The 26370-nt window shown below is 71.5% G+C and carries 23 protein-coding genes and 1 pseudogene; 10 read left to right on the top strand and 14 right to left on the bottom strand.

All coding sequences use genetic code 11. The annotated features are described in order from the left end of the window. Positions 1-101 precede the first annotated feature (101 nt). From KBX63_RS21355 to KBX63_RS21340, 4 genes are all read left to right on the top strand, one after another. A complete protein-coding gene (locus KBX63_RS21355; RefSeq protein WP_210913314.1) occupies positions 102-1136 on the top strand; it encodes a LacI family DNA-binding transcriptional regulator in 1035 nt (344 codons plus the stop codon). 93 nt (positions 1137-1229) lie between these two features. Further along, entirely contained in the window at positions 1230-2153 is a 924-nt protein-coding gene (locus KBX63_RS21350) for an alpha/beta fold hydrolase (RefSeq protein ID WP_210913313.1), read from the top strand. Positions 2154-2255: 102 nt separating this feature from the next. Further along, a complete protein-coding gene (locus KBX63_RS21345) occupies positions 2256-2660 on the top strand; it encodes a hypothetical protein (RefSeq protein ID WP_210913312.1) in 405 nt (134 codons plus the stop codon). 81 nt (positions 2661-2741) lie between these two features. Beyond that, the gene (locus KBX63_RS21340) at positions 2742-3758 is read left to right on the top strand and encodes a methyltransferase (RefSeq protein ID WP_210913310.1); all 1017 of its coding nucleotides are present in this window, start codon (positions 2742-2744) and stop codon (positions 3756-3758) included. Positions 3759-3857: 99 nt separating this feature from the next. On the opposite strand, the gene KBX63_RS21335 is transcribed toward KBX63_RS21340, so the two are convergent. Further along, positions 3858-4709, bottom strand: coding sequence for an alpha/beta fold hydrolase (locus tag KBX63_RS21335; protein WP_210913308.1), 852 nt, complete (start codon positions 4707-4709; stop codon positions 3858-3860). A 185-nt stretch (positions 4710-4894) separates the two neighbouring features. Between KBX63_RS21335 and KBX63_RS21330 the strand changes: the two genes are divergently transcribed. The 3 genes from KBX63_RS21330 (at position 4895) to KBX63_RS21320 (ending at position 6502) form a co-directional block, all read left to right on the top strand. Further along, positions 4895-5215: a hypothetical protein gene (locus tag KBX63_RS21330; RefSeq protein WP_210913306.1), complete on the top strand. Its 321-nt coding sequence runs from the start codon at positions 4895-4897 to the stop codon at positions 5213-5215. Then, complete coding sequence (locus KBX63_RS21325; protein WP_210913305.1) at positions 5209-5502, top strand: hypothetical protein; 294 nt, start codon at positions 5209-5211, stop codon at positions 5500-5502. Before KBX63_RS21330 ends, KBX63_RS21325 begins: the two co-directional genes overlap by 7 nt. 61 nt (positions 5503-5563) lie before the next feature. After that, positions 5564-6502, top strand: a complete 939-nt coding sequence (locus tag KBX63_RS21320; protein ID WP_210913303.1) for a metallophosphoesterase — start codon at positions 5564-5566, stop codon at positions 6500-6502. On the opposite strand, the gene KBX63_RS21315 is transcribed toward KBX63_RS21320, so the two are convergent. The 3 genes and pseudogenes from KBX63_RS21315 to KBX63_RS36780 form a co-directional block, all read right to left on the bottom strand. After that, a complete protein-coding gene (locus KBX63_RS21315) occupies positions 6490-8877 on the bottom strand; it encodes a discoidin domain-containing protein (RefSeq protein ID WP_210913300.1) in 2388 nt (795 codons plus the stop codon). The genes KBX63_RS21320 and KBX63_RS21315 overlap by 13 nt on opposite strands. Positions 8878-9073: 196 nt before the next feature. Further along, positions 9074-10948 (bottom strand): adenylyl cyclase, encoded by a 1875-nt coding sequence (locus KBX63_RS21310; RefSeq protein WP_247662817.1) that lies wholly within the window; start codon positions 10946-10948, stop codon positions 9074-9076. 564 nt (positions 10949-11512) lie between these two features. Beyond that, a pseudogene (locus KBX63_RS36780) lies at positions 11513-11839 on the bottom strand (alpha/beta fold hydrolase); the annotation flags it as partial. A gap of 80 nt (positions 11840-11919) precedes the next feature. On the opposite strand from KBX63_RS36780, the gene KBX63_RS21305 reads away from it, so the two are divergent. Then, the gene (locus tag KBX63_RS21305) at positions 11920-14955 is read left to right on the top strand and encodes a BTAD domain-containing putative transcriptional regulator (RefSeq protein WP_210913296.1); all 3036 of its coding nucleotides are present in this window, start codon (positions 11920-11922) and stop codon (positions 14953-14955) included. Between the two features lie 7 nt (positions 14956-14962). Here KBX63_RS21305 and KBX63_RS21300 read toward each other — a convergent pair whose 3' ends face one another. Next, a complete protein-coding gene (locus KBX63_RS21300) occupies positions 14963-15574 on the bottom strand; it encodes a dihydrofolate reductase family protein (protein ID WP_307871783.1) in 612 nt (203 codons plus the stop codon). Between the two features lie 50 nt (positions 15575-15624). Next, positions 15625-16167, bottom strand: a complete 543-nt coding sequence (locus KBX63_RS21295; RefSeq protein ID WP_307871782.1) for a hypothetical protein — start codon at positions 16165-16167, stop codon at positions 15625-15627. A 107-nt stretch (positions 16168-16274) separates the two neighbouring features. Here KBX63_RS21295 and KBX63_RS21290 point away from each other — a divergent pair, with 107 nt between their 5' ends. Beyond that, the gene (locus KBX63_RS21290) at positions 16275-16928 is read left to right on the top strand and encodes a GNAT family N-acetyltransferase (RefSeq protein ID WP_210913294.1); all 654 of its coding nucleotides are present in this window, start codon (positions 16275-16277) and stop codon (positions 16926-16928) included. A 136-nt stretch (positions 16929-17064) separates the two neighbouring features. Here KBX63_RS21290 and KBX63_RS21285 read toward each other — a convergent pair whose 3' ends face one another. From KBX63_RS21285 to KBX63_RS21260, 6 genes are all read right to left on the bottom strand, one after another. After that, positions 17065-18417, bottom strand: a complete 1353-nt coding sequence (locus KBX63_RS21285) for a cellulase family glycosylhydrolase (RefSeq protein ID WP_210913292.1) — start codon at positions 18415-18417, stop codon at positions 17065-17067. 122 nt (positions 18418-18539) lie between these two features. Beyond that, positions 18540-19403, bottom strand: a complete 864-nt coding sequence (locus KBX63_RS21280; RefSeq protein ID WP_210913290.1) for a hypothetical protein — start codon at positions 19401-19403, stop codon at positions 18540-18542. Positions 19404-19506: 103 nt separating this feature from the next. Further along, positions 19507-20268: a maleylpyruvate isomerase family mycothiol-dependent enzyme gene (locus tag KBX63_RS21275; protein ID WP_210913288.1), complete on the bottom strand. Its 762-nt coding sequence runs from the start codon at positions 20266-20268 to the stop codon at positions 19507-19509. A gap of 93 nt (positions 20269-20361) precedes the next feature. After that, positions 20362-20964, bottom strand: a complete 603-nt coding sequence (locus tag KBX63_RS21270; protein WP_210913287.1) for a dihydrofolate reductase family protein — start codon at positions 20962-20964, stop codon at positions 20362-20364. 178 nt (positions 20965-21142) lie between these two features. Beyond that, positions 21143-21625, bottom strand: coding sequence for an SRPBCC family protein (locus tag KBX63_RS21265; RefSeq protein WP_210913286.1), 483 nt, complete (start codon positions 21623-21625; stop codon positions 21143-21145). Further along, on the bottom strand, positions 21622-21984 hold the full coding sequence (locus tag KBX63_RS21260; protein WP_210913285.1) for a helix-turn-helix transcriptional regulator: 363 nt from the start codon (positions 21982-21984) through the stop codon (positions 21622-21624). Before KBX63_RS21260 ends, KBX63_RS21265 begins: the two co-directional genes overlap by 4 nt. 327 nt (positions 21985-22311) lie before the next feature. Here KBX63_RS21260 and KBX63_RS21255 point away from each other — a divergent pair, with 327 nt between their 5' ends. Beyond that, a complete protein-coding gene (locus tag KBX63_RS21255; RefSeq protein ID WP_210913284.1) occupies positions 22312-24381 on the top strand; it encodes an NACHT domain-containing NTPase in 2070 nt (689 codons plus the stop codon). 13 nt (positions 24382-24394) lie between these two features. On the opposite strand, the gene KBX63_RS21250 is transcribed toward KBX63_RS21255, so the two are convergent. Both KBX63_RS21250 and KBX63_RS21245 read right to left on the bottom strand, forming a co-directional pair. Continuing rightward, positions 24395-25138 (bottom strand): hypothetical protein, encoded by a 744-nt coding sequence (locus KBX63_RS21250; RefSeq protein WP_210913283.1) that lies wholly within the window; start codon positions 25136-25138, stop codon positions 24395-24397. A gap of 194 nt (positions 25139-25332) precedes the next feature. After that, positions 25333-26358 carry a class 1 isoprenoid biosynthesis enzyme gene (locus tag KBX63_RS21245; protein ID WP_210913282.1) on the bottom strand — a complete coding sequence of 342 codons (1026 nt, stop codon included), beginning with the start codon at positions 26356-26358 and terminating at the stop codon, positions 25333-25335. Between the last annotated feature and the right edge of the window lie 12 nt (positions 26359-26370).

The raw sequence follows: 26370 nt of genomic DNA, 5'->3' as shown, positions 1-26370 counted from the left end.
CCGGGTACGTAAGCGCTTACGTAAGCGCTTACGTACCCTAGGCTTCGATCAGCGTCACTGGCAATAGATCGGGTGACATGGATGTTTCCGGGGAGTTGCGGATGCCCAGGGCTGGCCAGCGGCCGCGCCTCGTGGACGTGGCCGAACGCGCCGACGTCTCGCTGGCGACCGCCTCCCGGGCCCTCGCCGGTCGTGACGGGGTCAGCGCCGAGGTGGCCGACCGGGTCCGCCAGGTCGCCCGCGAGCTGGGGTACGTCGCCAACCCGTACGCCCGCACGCTCGCCGGCGGCGCCAGCTCCACCGTGGGCCTGATCGTCCACCAGGTCGACGACCCCTACTTCTCCGAGATCGCCGGCGGGGTCATCCAGCTCGCCGCCGAGCAGGGGCTGCTGGTGCAGATCTGCCAGTCCGGCCGGGATCCCGACTACGAGCTGCAACAGCTACGCCACCTCATCGCCCAACGGGTCGGCATCATCCTGATCAGCGGTTCGGGATACGACGACCCCCGGGTGGAAGCTGCGGCGCGGGCCGAGCTGGCGGCGTTCCAGGACCACGGCGGCCGGGTCGCCGCGATCGGGCGGCACGCGCTCGGCGTCGACGCCGTCCTGCCCGACAACGAGGCCGGCGGCAACGCGCTCGCCCACCACCTGATAGATCTCGGCCACCGGCGGATCACGGTCGCCGCGGGCAGCGCCGGTCTCACCACGGTCGCCGACCGGCTCGCCGGCGTCTCGTCGGCGCTGCGGCAGCGCGGGCTGCCCCCGGCCGACCTCGCCGTCGTGCACGGCGACTTCACCCGCGGCGGCGGCCGGACGGTCACCGAGCAGATCCTGAACGAACACCCGGAGACGACCGCGATCATCGCGCTCAACGATGCGATGGCCATGGGAGTGCTGTCCACGCTGCGCTCCCGCCGCATCCCGGTGCCCGGGCGGATGTCGGTCGTCGGCTTCGACGACGTCTCGGTGGCGGCCGACCTCGCGCCGAGCCTCACCACCATCCGGCTGCCGATGACCGAGATGGGCCGTACGGCGCTCAGCCTGGCACTCAAGCCCCGCTCGGCGCGTCCCCGACGCCGCTCCACCGGGCACCTGCTGGTCGTCCGCGACTCGACCGGCCCCGTGCCGACGGCCTGACGCGGCGGAGCGCGGCCCGCCGGATTCGGCGGCAATCCTGCACCGCTTCTGGCACCGTCGAGGGGTCCGCCCATCCGTGGTTGAGGAGACGTCATGGCCGGGTCCGCTGTGCGCCACCGGACGGTGGAGGTCGACGGCATCACGATCTTCTACCGGGAGGCCGGTGCCACGGACGCGCCGGTGGTGCTGCTGCCGCACGGCTACCCGTCGTCATCGTTCCAGTTCCGCCACCTGCTGCCCGCGCTGGGCGACCGGTGGCGGGGCGTCGCGCCCGACTACCCTGGCTTCGGCTACAGCGACACGCCCGACCCCGGCCGGTTCGCGTACACCTTCGATGCGCACGCCGACCTGCTCCGGCGGTTCACCGAGACGCTGGGGCTGACCCGCTACGTGATCTACCTTCAGGACTACGGCAGCCAGTTCGGGTTGCGACTGGCGATGGCCGCACCGGAGCGGGTCGCCGGTCTCATCATCCAGAACGGCGACATCTACCCGGACCAGCACGGGCCCAGGTACGAGCCGCTCAAACGATTCTGGCGTGAGCCGACCCACGAGGGCCGGGACCAGCTGGCCGCCGCGATCAACGAGGAGGGCTTCCGGCGCGAGTTCCTGGGCGAGCTGCCGGACCGACTGGCCGACCGGGTGAGCCCGGACCTGTGGCGGCTCTCCGGGGCACTGGTCGCGGATCCGCGGCGACGCGACGCCTGGCTCCGGCTCCTCGCCGACCAGGGCAGCACCGTCGCGTGGTTCCCCCGGCAGCAGGAGTACCTGCGGACCCACCGGCCGCCCACGCTCATCGTCTGGGGGCCGCACGACGGCTACATGCCGGCGGGCGCGGCCCGCGCCTACCTGCGGGATCTGCCCGACGCCGACCTGCACCTGCTCGACGGTGGCCACTGGCTGCTCGAGACGCACCTCGACGAGGTGGTGCGGCTGGTCCGCGACTTCCTCACCCGTGTCCAGCCCTCAGCGACGACCCGGCCGCTCGGGACGCCGACACCGGGAGCTGGCAGGTGAAGATCCCCCGCCCTACCAGCAGCACGGATCCACGTTCAAACATGCCTGCGGTGGTCGATCCGCCCATTTCGGAACCGCGCCACCGCGGGGGATGATCGCCGGATGACAGCGACGAGGGGTACGCGCGCATCGCTCGGGGCTCTGTTCCTGGCGGTGGCCACGGTCGGGGTGTGGTTGCTCTGGCTGGGCTGGGACACCGAGTACACCGTCGACCCGCAGACCGGTTCGCGCAGCGGCCCGTACGAGCCGTGGCAGGTGATCGGCTGCGTGCTGACCCTCGCGCTGCTCGCCGCCCTCGCCGGCACGCGGCTGAGTCCGTGGCTGGTGGCGCCGGTGATGACGGTGGCGTTCACGGTGGCCTGGTCGTGGGGTGCGTTGTCGTCCGACGACAGCGGGTTGTGGGCCGTCGGGGCGATCCTGGTGCTGGTCGGGATGGCGGTCGGCAGCATGCTGGTGAGCCTCGGCGCGCACTGGCTCAGCCGGCGCCTGGCCCACCGACCCAGCTAGGGCGTGCTGGCCGCGGCCGGGATCGCCCTTCGTCGTCAACCGCCCATAGTGGACGGAGGTCAGGTGTGATCTCATGTGCCCATGATCACTCCGACTCCCCTCATGAGCCTGGTTGCCGGCGTCTGGGGCTTCAAGACCCTCGCGGTCGGCGTTGAACTCGGCCTGTTCACCCGGCTCGCCGACGGCCGAACGATGACCGTCGAGCAGGCGGCCGCCGAGTTCGGCCTGGCCGACCGCCCGGCGGACCTGTTGCTGGCCGCGAGCGCCTCGCTCGGCCTGCTCGAAAAGGCCGGCGACGGCTACCGCAACTCCGCGCTGGCCGAGCAGTTCCTGGTCGAGGGCCGCCCGTACTACTTCGGAGCCCAGGTCCGCTACTCCGACCTGCGTACCTATCTGCCCTGGCACCGAATCGGGGAGGCGCTGCGCACCGACCGGCCACTGACCTGGGACCCGCAGGTTCAGCAGTCGATGTTCGACACCACCGACCCGGAGATGCTGGCGCAGTTCTGGGATGCCATGTACTCCACGTCCAGCTTCACCGCCGCCGCGCTGGCCGACGCGTACGACTTCTCCGCGCATCACCGGCTGCTCGACGTGGGCGGCGGAGCCGGCGCGTTTCCGATCGAGTTCTGCCGCCGCCTGCCCGGACTGCGGGCGACCGTCCTGGACCTGCCACATGTCTGCGTACGGGCCGAGCAGCGGATCGCGGCGGCCGGTCTGACCGGGCGGATCGGCACGCTGGCCGGCGATTTCCTCGCCGACCCGGCGCTACCGCGCGGGCACGACGTCATCCTGCTCAGCATGATCCTGCATGACTGGGACGAGCCGACGAATCGCGCGTTGCTGGCCCGGTGCCACGCGGCGCTCCCGCCCGGCGGCGCGGTCGTCGTCTGCGAACTGCTGCTCAACGATGAGCGCACCGGACCGCCGGAAGCCGCTCTGATGGGCATGAACATGCTGGTCGAGACCGAAGGTGGCCGGAACTACTCCGGCGCCGAGTACAGCGCCTGGCTCGCCGACGCCGGCTTCGTCGACGTCCGCACGGTGCCGTTCGACGCCCCCGGCGCCAACGGCGCGGTGGTGGCCCGCCGGGCCTGACCGCCGACGCCACGCGGCCCACGCGAGCCCGAGGGGCTGCGTGGGCCGGGTGTGGCGGCGAAATCGCCGCGCTGGCGTCCGATCAGATTCCGGTACGGATCAGGCCCGAGCCTTGGCCGGTTGCTTGAGGAACTTCAACATCGCCTTGTTGATGTCGTCGGCATGTGTCCACGGGATACCGTGCGGCGCGCCCTTGAGCGTGATGAGCTGGCTGGTCGGCAGCATCGGCGCGAGCCGCTGGCCGGTCACCGGGTAGGGCAGCACGTTGTCCTTGTCGCCCTGGATGATCAGGACCGGCACGTCGATCTTCGGCAGGTCGGGCCGGAAGTCCTCCTGCCAGGCGTCCACCGAGTCGTGGGTGGCTCTGCCGGAGGCCATCGCGCCGATCTGCCAGTGCGCGCGGTACGCCTCCTCACTGACCAGCTTGCCCTTGTTCTCGCTGTAGTTGAAGAACGCGTCGCAGAACTGGGTCAGGTAGGCGAAGCGGTCCTTGGTGATGGCCTGCTGGAACCCCTGGAAGAGGCTCCTGTCGACGCCCTCCGGGTTGTCCTGGGCCTTGGCCAGCATTGGTTGCAGCGGGCTGAGCAGCACCGCCCGGCTCACCCGCTGCGAGCCGTAGTTGCCCAGGTAGCGAACCACCTCGCCGGTGCCCATCGAGTGACCCACCAGCATCACGTCGCGCAGGTCCAGCTCGGTCATCAGGATGTCGAGGTCCGCCGCGAAGGTGTTGTAGTCGTACCCGAACGCCGGCTGCGCGGAGTTGCCGTTGCCGCGACGATCGTAGGTGATCGTCCGGTATCCGGCGTTGAGCAGTGCGTTGGTCTCCTTCTCCCAGGTCGCCCCGTTGAACGGGAAGCCGTGGATCAGCACCACCGGCTGACCCGATCCGTGATCCTCGTAGTACAGGTCGATGGGCGCGGAGTTCTCCGTACCCACGGTGATGAAAGGCATGTTCTTCTCCCGCTCCGTTCGGGCTATCGGACGTCAGCGCGTTCCCGCCCGATCGCCGCATATGCCGGTTCACCGGAGGGCCGGGCCCTGGGCCGCAGACCGGCAGGCCGGCCGAACTCCATCGACATTTATCGACGCTGCTGTTAAGGTCGCCGGTGGAAAGTTTCGGCGTACGGGAGGTGGGCATGCCTCGTCGGATCCACACCGGGATCGCCGCGCTGGCCATCGGGGCGGCCACGGCCGCCCTGGGCGCCGCGCCGGCCCACGCCGACCCGGTGGTGCCGCGGCACGCCATCGTGGTCTGCCAGAGCGCCAGCTTCTACGCCAACTACGACTCGGCCAGCGGCCCCACCGGCCTGAAACGCACGCTCGGGTACGGCAACAAGATCGGCCACACCCCGGGCGCGCACCCGGTCTACAACGGGTGGGCGGCCTCGTTCGACTTCGGTCCGAACGACTGGGGCTACCTCCGGGCCGAGTGCGTCGGCGGGTACGACTCATGGTGAGCCGGTTCGCCACCCGTGCGACGGCCGGCCTACTGGCCGGCATCATCGCCGCCACGCTCACCGCGCCGGCTCCGGCGCTGGCCGCCAACGGCACCATCGGCCAGCGGGAGACGGTGTGCGCGACCGACCTGTTCGTCCGCACCCAGCCCAACGGGGCCTGGATGGGCACCCTCTACCAGGGCCAGACTTTCCTGGTCGAGGGTCCCCGCAGCGGCGGTTACATCTACGGCTTCGCCTACGGGCACATCAACCGGCGCGGCTGGGTGCAGGACGGCTGGTTCTGCTGACCGCCCGGCATGCCGCGACACCGGCTGGCCAGGGCTTTGACACAGGCCCTAGCCTCGGGGTGTGAGCCTTCCGCGCCGGCTGCGGGCCGTCAGCGACCTGCACATCGGCTATCCGGAGAACCGCTCGTTCGTGCGGGATCTGTGCCCTGGCAACGACGGTGACTGGCTGCTCGTGGCCGGCGACGTGGCCGAGCGGTACGCCGACATCGAGTGGGCGCTCGCGCTGCTCAGCAGCCGGTTCGCGAGGGTGGTCTGGGCGCCCGGCAACCACGAGCTGTGGACACCGCCCGACGACCCGGTGCAGCTGCGCGGCGAGGAGCGCTACCGAGAGCTGGTGCGGCTGTGTCGGCGGCTGGGGGTCGTCACCCCGGAGGATCCGTACCCGGTGTGGGACGGCGAGGGCGGTCCGGCCACGATCGCCCCGCTCTTCGTGCTGTACGACTACACGTTCCGGGTGCCGGAGGCGAGCACCAAACAGCAGTCGTTGGACCTGGCGTACGAGGCTGGGGTGGTGTGCACGGACGAGGCCCTGCTGCACCCCGATCCCCACCCGAGCCGGGAGGCGTGGTGCGAGGCCCGGGTCGCCGAGACCGAGCGCCGGCTGGCCGAGCGCGACCCGGCCCTGCCGACCGTGCTGGTCAACCACTATCCGCTGGTACGCGCACCAACCGATGTCCTGTGGTATCCGCAGTTCGCCCAGTGGTGCGGCACCGTGCGTACCCGGGACTGGCACCTGCGCTTCGGCGCGGCCACCGTGGTCTACGGGCACCTGCACATCCCCCGGACGACGTTCCACGACGGGGTGCGTTTCGAGGAGGTCTCCCTCGGCTACCCGCGCGAGTGGCGGCGGCGCGGGCCGGTGCCCAACCCGGTGCGCACCATCCACCCGGCGGACGACCTGCGCCGGATGCGCAGCCGGCGGGCTGACGCAAACCATCGTGACCGGAGGGCGGCCACCGGTCCGCTCCGGTGGCCGCCCACTCGTGGTCAGCTCGCGTAGACCTCCAGTGCCGCCAGTTGCCCCGCCGGCCAGCCGGTGTTGCCGGTGACGGTGATGCGCAGGTGGCGGGTCTGCGCGGCGGTGAAGGTGAGGGTCACCTGGTTGCCGGTGGCCGGGTTGAAGGTGCGCCCGGCCGACGCGACCAGCGTGCCGAAGCTGGCCCCGTCGGTGCTGCCCTGCACGGCGAGGGTCTGCGTCCGGGTGGCCCAGGCCGCCGCCGGCGGCAGCTTGAGCACCACCCGCCCGACCGTGCGTGCCGCGCCCAGGTCGACCTGCACCCACTGTGGAAAGGCGCTGTTGACGCTCTCCCAGTAGCTGTTCGGGTCTCCGTCGACCACGTTGCCCGACCCGTAGCTCTGGGTGTGGCTGCTCTCGGCGGTGGGTCGGCCACGGGCGAGGTCCGCGTTGGCCGGCGCGTCCGTGGTGACCGTGACCGTGTTCGACGGAGCGGAGGTGTTGCCCGCGGTGTCCCGCGCCGTGACGGTGAAGCTGTATCCGGTGGACGGGCTGAGTCCGCTCACGGTCGCCGTGGTGCCCGTGACGGTCGCGACCACCGTGCCGCCCTGACGCACCTGATAGCCGCTCACGCCGGTGTCGTCGGTCGCCGCCGTCCAGGCCAGCGACACACTGGTCGCCGTCCGCCCGGTCACGGTGAGGCCGGTCGGCGCGGTCGGTGGGGTGTCCGGCGTGCCGGTCGCGGCGTACACCTCGACCTGGGCGAGCTGGCCGGCCGGCCACCCGGTGTTGCCGCCGATACTGAGCCGGACGTACCGGGCGGCGGTGGCCGGCAACGTACGGGTGACGGTGTTGCCGGTCGCCGGGTCGAAGGTGAAGCCGGCGGCGGGGGCGATGGTGCCGAAGGAGCTGCCGTCGACGCTGCCCAGCACGGTGATGGTCTGGGTACGCGCCCCCCAGCCGGCGGGCAGCCGCACCACGAGCCGATCGACCTGGTGACTGGCGCCGAGGTCGACCTGCCACCACTGCGGGAAGGCGCCGCTGCCACTCTCCCAGTAGCTGGAGGCGTTGGCGTCCACCGCGTTCGACGCCGGGAACGGACCGTTCTGGCTGCTCGCCGAGGTGGGACGACCGGCGGCCAGGTTTCCGCCGGTCGGCGGCGGCCCGTCGAGCATCGGCTGCGTGGGGCGCACCGGGGTGAGTGCGAGCTGCCCCTTGAGCATCCGCCCACCGTCGGCGGTGATCCGCAGGTAGTAGTCCGAGGAGCAGGCCACGCCGTCCTCGTCCAGGGCACGGATGTTCGCGCCGGCCGGGGTGGTGGCCTGGGTCTCGGACGTCTTGGCGATCTGGTTGCCCTCGTTGTACTCGTCGAACATGGACACGTACAGGCCCTGGGAGCCGAGCCGGACCATGTTGTAGATGTGCCGCCAGTAGAAGTCGCCGTGCCGGCGATGCCCCCCGGCGAGGTCACCGGGCATCACGCAGGGCTGGTAGTCGATGCCCCGCGCCACACAGTCGGCCATGTCGGGGATGTTGACGTTGTTGTAGTACGAGTCGAGCCCCTCCAGGGTGGTGGTCCGGTAGACCATCCACGGCGAGATCATGTTGAACGCGTGGTAGACGTCGAGGAAGCCGGGGCGGGAGTCCTCGATCCCCTGCCGCCACCAGGTGGGCACGCCACCGATGACGTAGCAGCCCTGCGCCTTGAACCAGTTGACGACCTCCAGGCAGGGTCCCGGGGTGAAGGGCCGGCTGGGCTCGCTGAAGCCGAAGCCCCAGATGCAGACGACCGGCTTGCCGTTCTGTCGGGCGTACGCGCTGGACGCGGTGTGCGCGGACATCTTCGTCGTCCAGTCGGTCTTGATCTCCGACTGCATGTTCAACCAGTCGGTGACGTCGTACATGATGTAGAACTTGCGGCCGTGGCGCTCGGCGGCGGAGCGCACCTTCTGCGTCATCGCGTCGCGGGTCGGCCCCTCGTCGCCCATCGGGTTGAACCGCTGCAACGCGGCGGTGTCGCAGCCGTACTCCTGCATCCACCGGAAGTGGGTGTCCACGGTCTGCTGGTCGTACGAGGAGAAGAGGGTGGCCGGCGAGCCGTTGCCGAGGTTGGGGTAGGCGGTGGGGTAGCTGCGGGTGTATTCGCGCATGTCCGGCCAGGACACGATGGTGGTGTTGCTGGGCGAGGGCGGCTGGAACCGGTCGCGGCTCCAGTGCCACCAGCCGCCGATTGGCGCGGAGTCGCCGGGGCAGCTGAACCAGCCCTGGTAGCCGACCGTCACCTTGCCGACCACGTCCCCGGGAGGACTGGCTGCGCGGGCCGGGCCGCTCAGGGTGGTGAGCAGTTCGGTGGTGGAGGCGGCGGCGAGGGCGGACCCCGCCATCACCGATGTGACGAACCTGCGGCGGGAGACCGCCATGACGACCACTCCTTCGGGACGGAAGGCATTGACGGTCATCGTGGCAGTACCGATCGCCACCACGCAAGAGTTAAACTGATCGATGAAATTGTTAGCCAACGGATCGGAAGTATGCGAGTGCTTCGCACGCCGAAGGCCGCGCGAACGGGGGCCGGAGCCGCGCCGGCTCCGGCCCCCGTTCGATGCCCGGGATCCCCTACGGAGTCGGATACTGCGTGAGGTAGACCGGCGCGCCGACCTTGGTCATGTCGGCCGCGTCGCCGACGCCGTTGACCACGTGGTCGATCGTGCCGGCGCTGAGGTTGACGGTCATGATGTGGTGCAGCCGTACGCCCGGGGTGACCGGGACCTCGAAGCCGTTCTCGGTGTGGATCGACGGATTGTTCTGGTTGAAGACGTAGACACCGCCGCCGTACAGGGTGTGGTGCCGCACCCGGTCGCCGACCTTGTAGCCGGCCCAGCCCTCGACGCCACCGTGCATCCAATCCGCCTGCGTCGGCGGGTCGTACGGCAGCTCGTTCTGGTAGAGGATCGTCGTGCCGTGCTCGCCGTTCCAGACGGTGTTGTACCGCTGGAAATGCTCGACGAACAGGCCGGTCGCGGTCACATGGTCGCCGTTGATGACGGCGCCGTAGCGGCCGGTGTTGGTCCGCCAGCGATCCGTGTCGCCGTTGACGCCCTCCGTGAAGCCCTCGACGCCGTGATCGCCGCGCCACACCCAGGTGTGGTCGATGAGCACGTTGTCGCTGTTGACCTCCAGCGCCGTGTTCGTCCGGCCGATGTGCGGGCCGCCGACCCGGAAGTACACGTCGGACAGCGTGGTCGGGTTGGCCGCGCTGCTGACGTTGCGGCCGTGCTGCCGACCCACCCGCAGCAGGACCGGTGACTCGACCCGACCGGCGTCGATCGTGACGCCGGCGACGACGACACCGGGGACGCCGGCGACGTCCAGCGGGATGGCGCCGTTCACCGCGGTGAGGGTGGCGTGGCCGATGCCGAGCACCACGGTGTTGGCACGCCGTACCTCGATGCTGCGCGCGATGTCGTACGTGCCCGGGGTGAGCAGCAGGTGCTTGCCGCGCGCGAGCTGGCTGTTGATGACGTGCACCGGGTCGGACGGCTTGGCGATGAAGAAGTCGCGGATCGGTATCGTCCGCCCCGGCGTCATGCCCTCGGCCCAGGAGACGCCCCGGCTGTCCCGCTGCGCGGCGGGCACCCGGACGTTGTAACGGCCCTCGCCGTCAACGAAGAGGTACGGCTTCTCCCGGCTCAGCGGGGTGGTCTCCAGCGTCGTGTAGGGCGGGTCAGGGAAGGAGGCGTCGTCCGGCGCGCCCTCGACCCCCGCGAAGACCTGGTTCCACACCGCGTTGGACCAGCTACCGACCTCGCTGTTGCGGGTCAGCCACTGTTGCTGCGACCCGTTGGTGGTGGCCGGCAGCCGCGAATCGGCGATGAAGCCGCCGCTGGCGTACTGCGGGCCCGCGGTGCAGTAGTCCATCAGCGACAGCCCGCCGCCGCTGATGTTCAGGCGGCGCATGGACACCGCCTGGGACACCGCCCAGAAGTTCGCCGAGGACCGGCAGCCGTCCTGGCCGGCGGCGTTGATGGTGAGCGAGAGGTTCGACAGGGTGCGCCAGAAGTTGACCAGCGCGAGGCAGTTGCCGGTGCCGCCGTCGGCGAGGCAGCGGTTGTACGCCTCGATCTTGCCGTTGACGGTGACGTCGGTGGGCGAGGCACCCAGGCCGGAGACCTCGGTGTAGTAGCCGACCTTGGCCTGCAACGGCTGCTCGGTCGTCCCGTACGTGCCCGGCTTGAACAGGTAGGCGTGCCGCGCGGTGCCCATCTCGTTGTCGACCTGCCGGGCGTGCGCCGCGTCCAGCGTCTGCTGGATCTCGGTGACCGGCATGCTCGGGTCGAAGATGGTGACGTTGGGCCCGAAGTCCGGGGCGCCGTGCGTCGGCCGGCCGGCGGTGGCGGCCGTGCTGGTCGCCGTGACGACGGTGGTCAGCACCAGTGCGAGGAAGAGGGTACGACCGGTTCTCCGGCGCACCCGTCGGGGTTGGGTTGTCATGCGGTTCGTCCTCTCCGCTGGCCGGACGTACTCCCGGCGCAGCTGGGGCGTGAGAGCGCTCTCTGACGCCTTCGCGCGGGATCGGACCGAAGCGAAGGGTTGACATGTTTCTACCTGGTAAATCGGCCGCACGCCATGACCGCGGACGGCGAGCTTCGGTGCGAGCCGGGTGCGAACGGACGGTGCAGGGGCAGTACCGATGCGGGTGGTGCCGGGCAGGATGGCCAGCCGGCAGGCCGGCAGACCGGTCAGGTCGCCGGACACCGCGCCGCCGAGCAGCCGGAACATCCGCACCGCGTGCTCAGGCTGGACGATGTCCGCGTCGGCCAGCACGATCATGGTCGGCGCGGCCAGCGCGGTGATCTGCGCCGGGGTCCACTGCGGCAGGTTCGCGTCCAGCACCTTCATCTTGGTGACCAGACTGGCCCAGCCCGCCGGGTCAGGCTGGTCCGCAGGTACTCCTCGTGGAACTCCGAGCCGTGCAGGTGCTCCCGGTCGCAGATCCTGGATCCCGTCGAGCAGCCCGGGATGCAGACCCGCGTCGTCGAAGCTCACCGAGGCGAGCACCAGCCGGCCGACCCGGGCGGCGTGGTCGGTGCCCAGGCGCAGGGCCACGGCCGCGCCCATGCTCCAGCCGAACACGTCCGCGCGCGCGACGCCGAGCCGGTCGAGCAGCTCGACCACGTCGGCGGCGAAGTGCTCCACGGTCAGCGGACGGTCGAGATCCGGCGTGTGACCGTGTGCCTGCAACTCGACCGCGATCACCCGCCGGGTCTTCGCCAGGAGCGGCAGGATCGTGCCGAACGAGGTGCCGATGCCGGAGAGCGCGCCGTGGATCAGCACCAGCGGGCGGCCCTCGCCGCTGCCGTGCTCTTCGTGGTGGATGTCCATGGCCACACCGTGCGCCGGGGCGCTTACAGCCGGCTTCAGGTCGCCTTACCCGGGGAAGGGCTTGCCCTAGGATGACCGCCGTGCAGTTCGGGGTGCTCGGACCGCTCGCCGTCAGCACGGACGCCGGCGAGCCGGTGGTGGTGCCCGGCACCAAGGTGCGGGCGCTGCTGGCCGACCTGCTGACCAACCGCAACCAGGTGGTCTCGGCGGACCGCCTCATCGACGACCTGTGGGGCGACGACGCACCCGCCAATCCCGCTGGCGCCCTCCAGGTGCGGGTGTCGCAGTTGCGCAAGGCGCTCAACGATGCCGAGCCGGGCGCCCGCGAGATGATCGAGTCCCGGCCGCCCGGGTACCTGCTGCGGGCCGGCGCGATCGACGCCGACCGGTTCGCCGAGCTGGCCCGGTGCACGGACGTCGAGCGGCTGACCGAGGCCCTCGCGCTGTGGCGCGGCGAGGCGTACGCCGACGTGGCCGACGCGGAGTTCGTCCGCGCGGAGGCGACCCGGCTCGCCGAGCAGCGCCTCACCGTGCACGAGCGGCTGGCCGAGGCTCGGGTGGCCCGGGGCGAGCACGACCTGGTCGCCGCCGAGCTGGCGGAGCTGGTTGCCCGGCACCCGTTACGCGAGGGCCTGCGGGCGGTGCAGCTACGCGCCCTGTACGCGGCCGGCCGCCAGTCCGAGGCGCTGGACAGCTACGCGGAGCTGCGCGACCGGCTCGCCGACGAGCTGGGCCTCGACCCCGGGCCGGAGCTGGTCGCCCTGCACCGCAGGATCCTCGAACAGGACGCCGGCCTGAGCGCGCCGCCGAAGGCCGCGATCATCCGCAACAGCTTGCCGGCGCAGCTGGACGAGCTGGTCGGGCGGTCCGAGGCGCTGTCCGAGCTGCGGGCCCTGCTGCCGCGGCAGCGGCTGGTCACGCTGGTCGGGCCGGGCGGCGTCGGCAAGACCCGGCTGGCCACCGAGACCGCCCGCACGCAGTTCCTTCCGGACGGTGTCCACCTGGTCGAGCTGGCCGCGCTGCCGCCCGGTGACCCGCGCGTCGCCGAACAGGTGCTCGGCGCGCTGGACACCCGCGAGACCGCCGGTACGAGCCTGTCCCCCGCCGACCGGCTCACCGCCGCGCTGCGGCACCGACAGCTGCTGCTCGTCCTGGACAACTGCGAGCACGTGATCGAGCCCGTCGCCGAGGTGGTGGCCCGGCTGCTGCGGGACGCGCCCGGGGTGAGCCTGCTGGCCACCAGCCGGGAGCCGCTCGGCCTGACCGGGGAGGTGCTCTGGGAGGTACCCCCACTGTCCGTGCCGGAGGACGGTGACCTGGACGCGGTCCGGCGCTCGGCGGCGGCCCGTTTGTTCGCCGCCCGCGCCGCCGCGCAGCAGCGGGGTTTCCGACTCGACGGCCGGACCGCTCCCGTGGTGGCTCAGCTCTGCCGCCGCCTCGACGGCCTGCCGCTGGCGCTGGGGTTGGCGGCGACCCGGGTCCGCGCGCTCGGTGTGCGTGGCGTGGTGGACCGGCTGGATGACCGGTTCCGGCTGCTCACCACCCAGCAACGGGACGTGCCGCCGCGGCAGCGGACACTGACCGCGGTGATCGGCTGGAGCTGGGACCTGCTCGACGAGGCCGACCGGGTGGTGCTCGCCCGGCTGGCGCTGTTCAGCGACGGCTGCACCCCGGAGGCCGCCGAGCGGGTCTGTCAGACCGATCTGGACGCGCTGGCCCGACTGGTGGACCGGTCGCTGGTGGTGCTGGACGATTCCGGCGTGGCGCCGCGCTACCGGCTGCTCGAATCGGTCGCCGCGTTCTGCCTGGAGCGCGTGGCAGACGCCGACGAGGTACGCGCGCGGCACGCCGCGTACTACACCGAGCTGGCCGAACGCGCCGATCCGCAGTTGCGCGGCGCCGACCAGCAGCGGTGGCTGGCGCTGCTCGACGCGGAGACGGCGAACCTGCGGACTGCGCTGGTCCACGGCGGCGGGCTGCGACTGGCGATCGCGTTGAGCTGGTACTGGTATCTGCGCGGCCGGCTCACCGAGGCGCGGCAGGCGCTGGCGGTGCCCGGAGACCCGGCACAGGAGGCCCGCGCGGCGGCCTGGCGGGTCGGCTTCGCGCTGTTGCAGGGCGACCCGATCGTGCCGGCTGAGGTGCGCGCCGCGCTGGCCGGCGACCCGGACGGCCGGGCCGCCTGGTTCGCGGCCAGCGCGGTCATCGAACACAGCGACCTGGCCCTGGCGGCGGAGCTGCTGCCCGGCGCGTCCGCCGCCGACCCGTGGACCGAGGCCGCGGTGCTCAGCTCCCGGGCGAAGATCGCGCACGCCAACGGCGACCAGGCCGCGCTGGAGAGCGCCGCGACCCGCAGCGCCGCGCTGTTCGCCGGCATCGGCGACCGGTGGGGCCGGCTCCAGGCGACCGAATGGATGGGCGGGCTGGCCGACATGCGCGGCGAGCACGAACGCGCGGCCGCCCTGCACCGGGAGGGGCTGCGCTGGGCCGAGGATCTGGCGCTGTGGCCGCAGGTGTGCACCGAGCTGTCGTGGCTGGCCTGGCTCGCGGTGCAGACCCGCGACTACATGCAGGGCCGGGAGCTGGCCGAACGCGCGTACCAGCTGGCGGTGGAGCAGGCGATGCCCAGTGCGCTGGTCTTCGCGGAGATGAGTCTCGGGCTGGCCGCCCGCCGCGACGGCAAGCTCGACGTGGCCGTCATCCACCTCACCCGCCTCGCCGAGCGGGGACGCGGCGAGGCACAGCCCGCTCTCTACCTGCCAATGGTCCTGGTCGAGCTGGGCTACGCGGTCGAGCAGGGCGGCGACCCGGACACCGCGTTGGCCCTGCACATCGAGGCGTTCGAGGCCGCCGAGGCGATGGAGATTCCACGGGACGCGGTCAGCACCCTGGAGGGGATGGCGTCGGCGGTGCGCTCCCCCGAGGTCGCCGCCCGGCTGCTCGGCGCCGCGGCCGCCGCCCGGCTCGCCGTCCAGGCCCCGGCCGCCCCCGCCGAACGCGACGACACCGACCGGGTGACCGAACGGCTGCTGGCCGCGCTCGGGCGGGAACGCTTCGACGCGCTGGTCGCCGAGGGCGCGAAGCTGAGCCCGGGCGAGGCGCGGGCTCAGCTCTGATCGGTGGTCAGGCGGCCGTCTTCGGCCGGTACGAGGCGATGATCACGCCGCTCTTGTGCACTCGGGTGTCGACCAGATCGAACGACGCCTTGAAGTCCTTCAGCGGCACCGTCAGGCTGGGGGTGCCCTCCAGCACCGGGTGGATCCAGAACCGGACCTCGTCCACCAGCCCCGCCTGGATCAGCTGCGCGGTGACCGAGCCGAAGCCGTACTGGATGATGTCCCTGCCCTCCTGTGCCTTCAGCTTGGTGACCGCCTCGACCAGGTCGCCCTGGAGCACCTCCGTGTTGTTCCAGGTGGGGTTGGTCAGGGTGGTCGAGGCGACGTACTTCTTGACGTTGTTGAAGTACGCGGCGCCGGTGCTCGGGTCGTTCTCGTCCATGCTCGGCCAGGCGACGGACATGCCGTCGTAGGTGGCCCGGCCCATCAGCATCGCGTCCGCGCCGTCGGTCTGCTCGCCGGCGAAGCTGGCGGCCTCCTCGTCGAAGTAGGGCGAGGTCCACATGGGGTTCTCGATGACGCCGTCGAGGGTGACGTAGGTCGAGTTGATGAGCTTGCGCATCGGAATCTCCTGGCTGTCGGTCGTGTTCTCCGGTGACACCCAGAACTCTGCCGGCACGCGCTTACGATTCGCTTCAGGTGCCCTTACCCGCGTCCGTGACGCGTCGGTCAAGCCGGTCGTTCAGGGTCGGTCAACGGGATCGGCAGCGCCTGCGTGTCCGCCGTGCCGCCGCCGGTCGAGTGCGCCGGCGCGGGGCGTTCGCCGGTCCGGCTGTGCAACCGCCCGCGCCCCGTCGGCCCGGCGCGCCGGGTCACCTCGCAGGTCACCATCCGCACCGGCGGTGGGGGCGCGGTGAAACGGCCGACGCCCCAACGCACCCAGATCGGGATGCGGCCGGCGTCACCCTCCGCCCGCAGCTTATGCACCGTCCTGGCCCGATCGGTGTGGTCGACCTCCACGACCACCGGCGGGCCGTCGGGGCGGGCACACGCCACGTCGAGGACCGAGAGCCGCTGTTCCAGTGGCGGTGGCAGCGGCAGGACGCTGGGGGCGCGCCGGTAGACCCGCCAGCCCTGGGCCTCGGCCCACCGCACCACCGAGTCGATCACCCGCGCGGTGACCTCGTCGGTGTCCAGGTCGACAAAGGTCAGGTCGTTCAGCCAGCGGCCCAGGTCGTCGGCCAGCCGCTCGCCCTCCGCCGTGACGTCCACCGGCGCAGGATAACGCCTCAGGCGGCGGTGGTCGCAGTCGCGGCGCTGGCGCTCGACGAGGCAGAATCGGACGGCGTAATCACGACGATCGTCCGGGGAGACGCGGCATGACTGAGCTGACCGGCGCTCCGACCGCCGACCCGGCCCTCCGGATCGTGCCGGCCAACGAGGCGTCGTGGGGCGACCTCCAGGACATCCTCGGCACCGCCGACGCGGGCCGGTGCCAGTGCCAGTGGTTCAAGGTCGCGGACTGGCTGTGGCGGGCCTCCACCCAGGAGGAGCGGGTCGCGTCGTGCCGGGAGCAGACCGGCTGCGGCGAGCCGGACGCCCCGACCACCAGCGGGCTGGTCGCGTACCTCGACGACCAGCCGGTGGGCTGGGCCGCGGTCGAGCCGAGGACGGCGTACCCGAAGCTGCGCAACCAACGGGTCCCCTGGCTCGGCCGCGACGAGGACAAGGACGACGGCGATGTCTGGGCGGTGACCTGCCTGGTGGTGCGCAAGGGCTACCGGGGTCGCGGCCTCACCTATCCCCTGGCCCGCGCCACGATCGACTTCGCTCGGGAGCGCGGCGCGCGGTCGCTGGAGGCGTACCCGATGCTCGCCGAGGCGGGCAAGCAGATCACCTGGGGTGAGGCGCACGTCGGGGTCCGGCAGATCTTCGAGGACGCCGGGTTCACGGAGGTCAGCCACCCCACGCTGCGGCGGGTGGTCATGCGGATCGATTTCGCCAGCGACCAGCCGCGGCGGGGTGGCTCCTGATCGACACGGGATCGGCGATGTCGGAGGGTCCAACCGACGCGCGGATACCCCGCCATCGCCGACCTGCAGTCGATCACGGTCTGGTCGCGCCCGCTCGGGCCCAGCTCCCGGCCGGAGCTGGGCCCGACCGTCGGGGTCACCGCATGTTGGCGACCACGAACGGCGCGTGACCGTGCAGGTAGTTGTTCCACCCGCCGGTCACCGGCGCGCCCGGGCTGAGCAGGTTGGTGGTGTCGGTGCCGACGTCGAGCTTCCACGCGGTCCAGGAGATCCCGTTCGCCTTCATCCAGTCGACCCAGGTCTGCGCCTCGGGCAGGCAGGCCCGGCCGTCGAGGCCGCCGTCGGCGTGGCTGGCACCCCACTCGGTGGCGAACAGCGCCAGGCCGGCCCGGATGGCCGCGTCGCCCTTCGCGCGCAGCGACGCGCCGTGCGTGCACGAGTAGAAGTGCAGCGTGTACATCAGGTTGGTGCCGGCGACCGGGCTGGCCGCTGCCGCGTCCACGTCCTGCGACCACGTCGGGGTGCCCAGCACGACGATGTTGTCCGGGTCGACGGCGCGGATGGCGGACACCACCGCCTGGTGGTATGGCTTGATGACGCCCGTCCAGCTCACCTGGAGCGGCTCGTTCCAGGGCTCCCAGATGACGTTGGGCAGGTTGCCGTAGCGGCGCGCCAGGTCGGCGAAGAACGCCACCGCCTCGGATTGATTGTGCTGCGCCTCGTGGGCGTGCCAGTCGACGATCACGTACACCCCGGCGCTGACCGCGTTGTTGATGATGGTCTCGACCTGCGAACGCGCCTTGACCGGGTCGCTCAGGTACGCACCCGCCGGCTCCACGCCCATCGCCGCGCGGATCACCTGGAGGTTCCAGTTGTCGCGCATCCAGGTCAGCGCGGAGAGGTTCTCGGCGTAGGGGGCGCTCTCCCAGTTGAGCCACATGCTGCTGATGCCGCGCAGCTGCACCCGCGCGCCGTTCCTGTCGCACATCCCGGTACCGCAGACCCGCAGCTGGCCGTACCGCTCGACCGGGGTGCCCGAGGTCGGCGGCGGATCGGTCGGGGTGGGCGTCGGGGTGGTCGGAGTGGGCGTCGGGGGCGGCCCGCCCGCGCAGGACGCGCCGTTCACCGTGCAGTTGGCCGGGGTGCCGGAGCCGGCGACGAGGAAGCCGAACGAGGTCGAGGCACCGGCGGCGAGGGTCCCGTTCCAGGAGAGGTTGGTGAACGTGTGACGGCTGCCGACGCTGGCCTGCTGCGCGTTCCACGACTGACTGATGCTCGAGCCGGACGGCAGGTCGAACTCGACCCGCCAGCTGGTGATCTGTGCGGAGGTGTTGTTGGTGACGGTGACCTGGCCCTGATAGCCGCTGCCCCAGTTGTTCGTCACGGAGAACAGGGCGGTCGCCGCGCTGGCCGGTGTGGCGGCGATCGCCACCGCACCGGCGAGCAGGCCGGCGATGGCCAGGGCCGTGACAAGTCTCAGAGTGCGCATGCTGAACCCGCTTCGGTCGATCGACTGTGATGGCCTGAGGCGGGGCGGCGCCTGGGCGCACAGTATCGATCAACAGCTATGTGCGGCAAGGTGGGGCGAGCGGATTCCCGCTGGCCGGGAGGTCAGTGCCGCCGCCACCCCCAGCGGCGCGAGCCGGGCACGCCCGACGCCGACTTCTCCCGGGCCACCATTTCGGTCGCCACACGTAGGGCCTGCGCGGGCTGCGCGCCGGCCGGCCCCAGCAGCTCCACCAGCCGATTGCCGAGCCCCAGCACCATCCCGGCGCGGTCGAAGTCCCGGATCAGCGCCAGGCACTGCGCGTACACCCCGTAGGTGTTGGCCATCTCCCACAGACTCAGCGGACGCAGCGGATCGAGCAGCCCCTGGCGCAGCTCGCAGGCCCGGGACGCGGCCAGCGCCGCCTCCCGGTTGGAGTCGTCCGAGGCGGGTCGCGTGACGGACCGGTGCAGCAACGCGACGGCCTGGTTGTGATAGGCGGTGCCCATCGCCTCCCTGGTCCGGGGCCCGGCGGACGGCGGGGATGCGACGGTGAGCAGACCCACGGCCACGGCCCGCTCCACCAGCTCCAGCCGGGTGACGGGCTGACCGGCGGCGAACGCGACCTCCGCCAGGTCCACCAGCGCGGTGATCAGCTCCGCGAGCGCCTCGTCCCACGCCGGAGCGGCCACATCGCCACCCTCGGCCGCCACCGCGTCGTGCACCCGCTCGAAGAGGGCGACCGCCTCACCGCCGGGCGCCATCCCGTCGGCGGCCCGGCCCAGCGCCGACAGCAGCATCCCGCGCCGCCACAGCGCCCGGGCCAACTGCTGCTGGTCGCGACGGCTCACCCGGCCCGAGCCCTGCGCGGCCTGCCGGTAAGCGTCGATCACCCGCACCCAGAGCCGGTCCGCCTCCGCCCAGGTGCCCTGCCGCGTCGAGTGCTCCCGCGCCCGCTCGAACAGCCGTTCCCGCTCGTCCGGTCCCATCTCCCGCACCGCCCTCCGCGCTGGCCACCCGTCACACCGCCGGCCTGCGGCAGTGAATGTCGTCGATTCTATGGTGGTGACGGCGCAGAGCCGTAGGGACAACTCACTGTGTCGCCGTCACGATGCAGCGGCGCAACTGCGTCACCGCCCCGGCCGGACCCTCGATCGTGACGCCGCTCGGCTCACCGGCCAGCTCCCGGCCCCACACCCAGCGCAGCATCGCCGCCGGCGGGCCGGTGACGGTCACGTCGGCGGCGTCGGCCGCGCCGTCGGTCACGCGGAACACCCCCGGCCCGGTACGCACCGACCACGCCGCGCCGTCGGTACGCAAGGTGTACGTCCAGCCCGGCGAGCCGGCCAGGATCTCCGTGAAGTAGTCGGCCCACTGGGCCACCGCATACTCCACGAACACCTTGAGCAGCTCGTCGACGCCGTCGACGGCGAGGTCATCCGGAACGGGCGCGACCGGCGCACCGACGCCCAGCTCGGCGTCGATGCGGTGGATGACGGTCTCCTGCGCCATCCGCCGCATCCAGAAACCCACAGTCTGGCCCGGCGCGTACCAGGAGCCCGCCGCGTCCTCCGGGTCGTGGGCCGCGAACTCGGCCAGCAGCCCGGCGTACGCCCGGTCGAGCAGTGCCAGCGGCTCCTCTGTCGCCAGCTCTGCCGGCGGCCAGGGCTCGGGCTCGGCGCCGTCACGGATCGCCAGGGTCTTGTGCAGATAGACCTCGCCGACGTGACGGGTCAGGTCGGCGACACTCCAACCGGGGCAGCTGGGCACCGCCGCGGTGAGGTCGGTCGGGGCGACCGCGCGCAGCCGGGCGAAGTCGTCCGCGAGGCAGTCGAGAAATCCGGAAGGCTCCATGCCGGACAGTCGACCACACGCCGACGGGTCGCGAGGGCCCACGCGGGGCGGACGGACCGGGAGCCGACCCGGATCGGCCGGCTCCCGGGGTGGTCAGGCCCCCGCGCGTACCCGGTAGGCCAGGTGGGTGACCCCGTCGCCCTCGACGACGCTGACGGGCCCGTCCAGCTGGAGCGGCGCGATCTTCAGGTCGGCGAAGAGCGGGATGCCTTCTCCGAGCAGGACCGGGACGAGGTCGACGTGCACCTCGTCGAGCAGACCGGCCTGGATGACCTGCGTCGCGATCGTGCCGCCGTTGACGCCGACCTCCTTGTCGCCGGCGAGCGCCTTCGCCCGGTCGATGGCTCTCTCGATGCCGTCGGTGACGAAGACGAACGAGTCGTTCTCCGGCGCCCAACCGTCCGGCACGCTGTGCGTGACCACCACGACGGGCACGTCCATCGGATGCCGGCCGCCCCATCCGTTGGTCATGTCGAAGAGCCGCCGGCCGACGACCAGCGCACCGGTCCGCCCGTTCAGGTCGCGCAGGTGCCGCGCGCTCGCGGCGGAGGTACGCAGGGTCATGTCGGGATTGGCCGTCGGCGTCTCGACGTCGCCGTTGGTGTACCACTGGAAGAGGTACTCGAAGCCACCGTGGGACGCGTCCGCGATGTAGCCATCCAACGACATCGTCGCCCCGGTCGTCACCTTCGTCATCGATCCGCTCCCTTGGTCTGGGTCAGCCCGCCGGTGGGACCGGCGTGCCCGGCCCTCACCCCAGGGTCGAAGCCGGCAGCAGCTTCTTCGACGCTTCCGCCGAAATTCTTTCGCCCAGCGCCGTCCGGCGATCAGACGCCCTGCGCCACGCGGCCGTTCGGCCGTACGGGTACGCCGGTCAGCCGGCCTTCATGACCTCGACAAGCTGGTCCAGCGCCGCGCCCCAGCCCTCGTGGAAGCCCATCTCCTCGTGCGACTTCTTCGCCGAAGCGTCGGCGTGGATCGCGATGGCGGTGTACTTCGTGCCGTCGCCATGCGGCTCGATTTTGATCACCGCGGTGAACGGGAAGCCGTCCTCGGAGACCTGCGGACGGAAACCGGGGCCCAGGCCGGAGGTGAAGACCAGGGTCCTGCCCTCCTCGGCCACCAGGATGCAGCCGCTGCTCGGGTACTCCTCGCCCTCGGGCGAGCGCATGGTGGTGTCGAACCGGCCCCCGGGCTGCAGGTCGATCTCGCAGGCCGTCGTCGACCAGGGCTTCGGTGCGAACCACTGCATGAGCAGCTCGGGAGTCGTCCAGGCACGCCAGACCTGCTCGGGCGCCACGTCGACGGTGCGCTCCAGGACGAGGTCGAGTGCGGGGTTGGCGGTGTAGGTGGTCATCGCTGTTGCTCCTTGAGGTCGTAGAGAAGCGCATCGAGTTGGTCGAGGCGCCGGGTCCATCGCGCGCGCTGGACGGCGAGCCAGGTGTCGACGCGTTCGAGCGGCTGGGTCGCGAGCCGATAGGTGCGCACCCGCCCCTTCTTCTCCGACGTCACCAGCCCGGAGCGCTCGAGAACGTGCAGGTGCTGGGTGAACGACGGCAGCGCCATGTCGAACGGGCGAGCCAGGTCGCTCGTGGTGGCCGGCCCCTGACCGAGCCGCTCGACGACCTGGCGGCGGGTGGGGTCGGACAGTGCGTGGAACACGCTGTCCAGGGCGGCGTCGGTTGAGCCGCTCCCCTCCCCCACATGCTTAGGCATGTGCCTAACTATCCCCGCGCACGTCACTTAGGTCAAGCCCTAACCGATGGCTGATGCGAAACTCGCTACGGACCAACCCCTCAGGGCCGGAGCGCGGCCGCGATGACGCGTTCCCGATTACGACGAGCGTCGAGGCGTCGATGGGACGCATCCGATCCGGTCGGCGTGAGCTCCCGTCGATCTCGCCGCCTGGCTGGTGAGCTTCAGCCTGGCCGGGTCGACTCTTTACCCGTTGCGCCCAACATGGCACGCTTCGTGTGTCCTGTGAGTACTCGCGCGCGTCGGGGCGGTGCGGACGGAAGGACGAGCGGGGAGCCGATGGCGAACATGTGGCGACGTAGGACCGCCTATCCCCTGCTCCTCTGGTTCGCGCTGGCCGCCATCATCGCGGGTGCGTGGATACGGTTCGGCAGTTCCGACCTCACCACCGTGTTGACGATCGTGTCCACCCTGGTCGCACTGTTGCCGGTGATGAGGGTTGGCCCGTTGAGCTGGTTGGCGCGGGGTCGGCAGAGCACCCAGCAGCAGATCGACGACGCCGTGCAGGTGCTGGCCGTCGAGGTGCGCAACCAGTGGGACGAGGAGGCGCGCCGGCGGCAGCTTCAGGAGGCACGCCAGATGCCGGTCCGCTGGGAGGTGGTGGACCGGCCGAACGACCGGCTGCGGTTCCCGCCGGCCGGTCAGCTACCTCGATTGATCGACGAGTTCGTCGGGCAGCCCCGCCCGCTGGTCGTCATCGGCGAACCCGGGTCGGGCAAGACGGGTCTGTGCGTCATCCTCACACTGGATCTGCTGCGGGAGGCGTCCGGACGACTGCCGGTGCCGTTGCAGATCGCGTCCTGGGACCCGGACGAGAACCTCGACGACTGGCTGGTCCGCCGGCTGCTGGAGGACTACCCGTTCCTGGGCAACGAGGCGCGGTTCGGCGCCACTGCCTGCCGGGAGATCGTCACCCAGCGCCTGGTGCTGCCGATCCTGGACGGGCTGGACGAGATGCCGGCCGAGCTACGGCCCGTCGCGCTACGTGCGCTCGATGACGACTGGTCAGCCGACCGGCCTTTCGTGTTGACCTGCCGTACGGAGGAGTTCCAGGCGGCCAACGCGCAGAACCTCCTCGTCGGCGTGCTCGTCGTCCGCCTGCAACCGCTGGAGCCGCAGGCAGCGGCGACCTTCCTGCTCGACGCCGCCGCGGACACCCGGCTGGAGGAGTGGGAGCCGGTCCTGGCGGACCTCGTCGAACACTCGTCGGACGAGCTGGCGCAGACGCTGACCAACCCGCTGATGCTCGCGCTCGCCCGCACCGTCTACGAGGCCGAGGAGGTGTCACCCCGGGAACTGCTCGACAGGCGTCGGTTCCCCCGACAGCACGACGTCGAGGAGTACCTCCTCGATCGGTTCATCCCCAGCGCGTTCCGCACCCGCCCACACCGGGGAGTGCCCAGTCCGACCCGGGTCTCCCGTCGGTGGGATCCGGTCGTCGCGCAGCGGGCTCTGGCGTTCCTGGCCGCACACCTGCAGACCCTGGGGACCCGCGACCTCGCCTGGTGGCAGCTGCCTGGCGCGGTGCCCCGGGCGGTCCACGAGGCCGTGCGGCTGACGGTGGGCCCCCTGAGTTGCGGCCTGCTGGGCTGGGTGATGTTCGGATTGTTCGGTCGGCCCTACCTCGGTGTGACCTTCGGCCTGCTGGTCGGCTTCTTCGCCGTGCTGGCGCTGGGCAGGCTGCGAGCCAGGAGGCCACGCCGGTTCGTACCCCGGTTCCTTCGTCGTGCGGAGCTGGCGCCGACGTTGCTGGTGCGTGACCTCGGTTTCGGCATCATCGGCGCTCTGGTCGGCGGGCTCATCGTCGGTCTGCTGTTCAGCGTCGGGTACGGCGTGCTGATCGGCCTGTTCTTCGGGCTGGTCTTCGGGTTGGTGCGCCGGTTCACGGAGCCGACCGAGCCGAAGGAACCGGCCAGTCCCAGCAACGTGTTGCACAGTGATCGCAGCACCGTGCTGTACGGGACCGCGTTGGGCGGGGCTGCCGGCGCACTGGTCGGCGGGTTCCTGGGCGGCGTCGTCGGCGCCGAGCAGTACGGGCTCATCGTCCAGCTGAGCCCACCGCTGGAGGGGCTGCTCGGCGCGGCGGTCGGGCTGCTGCTCGGGGCGGCCGGCCTCGGGCTGATGGTGTATACCACCAGCGCGTGGTCCCAGCTCGTGGTCGCGCGGCTGTGGCTGGCGTACCGGGGGTGGACCCCGCTGCGGCTCATGACGTTCCTCCAGGACGCGCACAAACTCGGCGTGCTTCGCCAGGTGGGACCGCTCTACCAGTTCCGGCACGCGCTGCTCCAGGAGCGGCTGGCGCAGCCCGAGCCCGCATCGAGGGGCGCGCCGGAAGCGCAGACGGCGATCCACGGGTGACCGGCGAGGTGGACTACGCCGCCCGTGCGGTGGTGAGTCGCACCGGCCCGACGAGCGACCAGTGCGCGGCGCGGCCGGGCCATTGGCCACCCGCCCCACCGCTGTCGGCGACAGTCACATACCGGGCCTGCGGAAACCGGATGCGTGCACGGGTGACGGGCGCGTCCACGGGATGCACCTGGAGATCCCACAAGCCCCTCCGTACGCTGTCGCTGCTCCGACCGGAGCCATTGACGGCCCAGTAGCCGAACTCGATCCGCGCCTGGGACGAGACGTCGACCCCGGGGTCGGTCTGCCGGTCCAGCAGCCAACCGACGTCGGCGGCGTCGGTGAGGTCGAGGGTGCGGACGGCGGGCCCGGTCCCGGCCGACGTCACCCGTACCCGCACCGCGACCACCTCGAAGGGATGCCGGCGCAGCAGGCGTGACTGGTCGTCCAGCCATCGCCACTCGAACGCGCACTGCCGCCGCTCGACCACCACGAGGGCGACGACGCGTGCGACCGCGTACACGACCAGCGCGACGGCGGCCCACATCGCCAGGACGTGGGCGACGACCAGACGGTCGACGATCACGGCCAGCACGGCGGCCACCAGCCAACCCAGGGTGACATTGCGGGCTCGCTGGAAGGACGACCGGCCGGGTCCGACGGCGAGCCGGCGCAACAGCCGCGCGGGGCCGCCCAGTGGTGCCAACGGTATCGGCACCTCCGGCCGGACAGTGCCCGGCTCGACCAGCACCACCTCTGTCGTCCGCACCGCCTGCCGCCTCTCCCCCGGCGCCGTGCCCGCACCGTCGCCGGCCGTGCCGCGACCTGGTCATGGCGGTGAGCCCGGCCTGTCGGCCCCGAGCGCGCGGGCGACCGCGGAGCATGCGCCGCCGCGCTCACTGTACCGCCGGCCACCGCGCGGCCACCGAATGTGAATCCAGCAAGCTGGCATGATGCGCACAATCAGTCTGACTCGCGTGCCGGCGCGGTGCCCGCCGCGGGATGGATGTTCCCCGCCGGCCAGAGCAGCAACCGGTGCGGTCGGCGATCGTCCGGATGGGATCCGGTCAGCCCCGCCCCGGACCGCCGCCGGGACGGGGCACCGGGCGGGCGGCGGCGCCGGTCAGCCAGATGTTGGAGCAGGGCGCCCGCCAGCATCATGAACAACATGCCGAACAGCCGGTCACCGCTGCACCGGGGGTACTGCCGGTCGAACTCCCGGCGGAGGTACCTGATCCGCCGGGCGGTCTCGGTGAGAGTGACCGTACCGAGAGTCACCTCGGTAACGACTCCGGTGGCCCGGTCCAGGGACACGTCGTGGTAGTCGTCCAGCACCTGGAGGATGTCGCCGAGCTCCAGGAGCAACCGCTCGTCGGCCGGCGCCAGCGCCGGCCGGAGCAGCCCGAACAGGGCGGTCGTGCCGAGCCCGCCCTTGCCGCGGGTGATCCGGCGCAGGTCCGGCCCGGAGACCTCGGAGCCCCGCTGCTGCCGCGACTGGATCTGGAATCTGTGCATCCGCCGCAGGGCCGCGTACACCGGCTCGGAATCCTCGCGCCGTAGCGCGATCTCGATTGTGCGGTACAACGCCAACAGCAGCGACTCCGCGTCCGACCGGGGCCGGAAAGGTCCGCCGTCGAACAGGACCGTCAGCCGCTCATCCAGCCGTGGGCTGCGGAAATTGTCGAACAGGTCGTCGTACACCCGGGTGAAGGAACTACCCAGTACGGCACGGTCGGCCTGGAACGCGATGCCGATGGCCTGTGCGTACCCGGACATGGCGAGGCACACCTTGACGCTGGTGCTCAGCAGGATTCGTGAGACCTCCCGTCGTCGGCGGGCTCCCTCGATGCTCCGATCCACGATCGGCCCCACCGTCCGGTCGAAGACCCCGATGACCTGGTCGACCTCGCGGCGCACGTACCGGTACACACTCGGCCACCCGACGGCCAGTGGAGCGAGCCGCAGGACCGCGACGGTCTCAGCGGACACGGCCGGCGCACT

It is taken from the genome of Micromonospora sp. U21 (assembly GCF_018070045.1).
Lineage (GTDB): Bacteria > Actinomycetota > Actinomycetes > Mycobacteriales > Micromonosporaceae > Micromonospora.
Note: the sequence above shows the minus strand (reverse complement) of the source record. Positions and strands in the feature narration are given on the sequence as shown.